This is a genomic window from Chitinophaga fulva, assembly GCF_012927205.1.
GTDB classification, from domain to species: Bacteria; Bacteroidota; Bacteroidia; order Chitinophagales; family Chitinophagaceae; genus Chitinophaga; species Chitinophaga fulva.
Window position 1 is genome coordinate 1 of sequence record NZ_JABBGC010000006.1, and the last position, 1,462, is coordinate 1,462.

The window sequence follows — 1,462 nt, forward strand, 5'->3', positions numbered from 1 at the left end:
CAGTTAGTTTTACCTAACCTTCATCCTGCCCATGGATAGATCACAAAGTTTCGCGTCTACCCCCACTGACTAAGCGCTCTGTTAGAACTCGCTTTCGCTGCGGCTCCGGTACTGAAGACCTTAACCTTGCCAGTGAGGAGTAACTCGTAGGCTCATTATGCAAAAGGCACGCCGTCACCATTACTGGCTCCGACCGCTTGTAAGCGCACGGTTTCAGGAACTATTTCACTCTCCTGTTCGGAGTACTTTTCACCTTTCCCTTACGGTACTGGTTCACTATCGGTATCTAAGGAGTATTTAGCCTTATCAGATGGTACTGACAGTTTCACACAGGATTCCTCTGGTCCCGCGCTACTCAGGATACTACACGTCCGTCAGAATTTGCGCCTACAGGGCTATCACCTGCTACGGCTCATCTTTCCAGATGATTCAGCTTGATCTGACTTTCTAAAAGTAGTCCTACAACCCCGGGTAGAATTGCTTCGACCCGGTTTGGGCTCTTCCCTGTTCGCTCGCCACTACTTGGGGAATCATTTTTATTTTCTTTTCCTGCAGGTACTTAGATGTTTCAGTTCCCTGCGTTGGCTCTCTTTCGAGTGATACACCTTCAGTGTACCGGGTTGTCCCATTCGGAAATCTACGGATGTAATGCTCGTTTGCAGCTCCCCGTAGCTTATCGCAGCTTACCACGTCCTTCGTCGCCTCTTAGATCCTAGGCATCCACCATGCGCCCTTATTCGCTTTAAATATTTTCGTATTCAGATATTACTATCCGTATACAACTTGCATTTCCCAATATGTCAAAGAGCTTTAACTGTGATGGTCATGATTAAAACCATGATCACATGATTTTGAATCGACCGTTTACAGTTGTTGCCGATGTGTGAGATCCGATCTCTGTGGCCCATTTGGCCGTACATCTTGTGTGTGTTGTTAAGAACTAAGTTGATTAAGTGGAGGATATCGGATTCGAACCGATGACCCCCTGCGTGCAAGGCAGGTGCTCTAGCCAACTGAGCTAATCCCCCGTAATCATTGTAGACCCGAGCAGATTTGAACTGCTGACCCCTACATTATCAGTGTAGTGCTCTAACCAGGCTGAGCTACGGATCTGTCTTGGTTGCCGGTTGCTGGTATCTATTCACTTAACCGTTCCAGTCCATATACCAACTTGGCAATTTGTTTTCTAAAGAACTTAATGTTTTTGAAAGAAGAAGGAAACAACAGCTCAAGGTAATGAGCTCTAAAAAGGAGGTATTCCAGCCGCACCTTCCGATACGGCTACCTTGTTACGACTTAGCCCCAATTACCGGTTTTACCCTAGGCGGCTCCTTGCGGTTACCGACTTCAGGTCCCCCCGGCTTTCATGGCTTGACGGGCGGTGTGTACAAGGTCCGGGAACGTATTCACCGTATCATTGCTGATATACGATTACTAGCGATTCCAGCTTCATGAGGTCGAG

At 47.5% G+C, this 1,462-nt stretch carries 2 tRNA genes and 2 rRNA genes; all 4 read right to left on the minus strand.

What is annotated here, in order from left to right:
• Positions 1 to 747, minus strand: a 23S ribosomal RNA gene (locus HHL17_RS33295); the annotation flags it as partial.
• 207 nt (positions 748 to 954) lie between these two features.
• A tRNA-Ala gene (locus HHL17_RS33300) sits at positions 955 to 1,028 on the minus strand.
• Between the two features lie 10 nt (positions 1,029 to 1,038).
• Positions 1,039 to 1,113: transfer RNA gene (locus HHL17_RS33305), tRNA-Ile, on the minus strand.
• Positions 1,114 to 1,247: 134 nt separating this feature from the next.
• A 16S ribosomal RNA gene (locus HHL17_RS33310) occupies positions 1,248 to 1,462 on the minus strand; the annotation flags it as partial.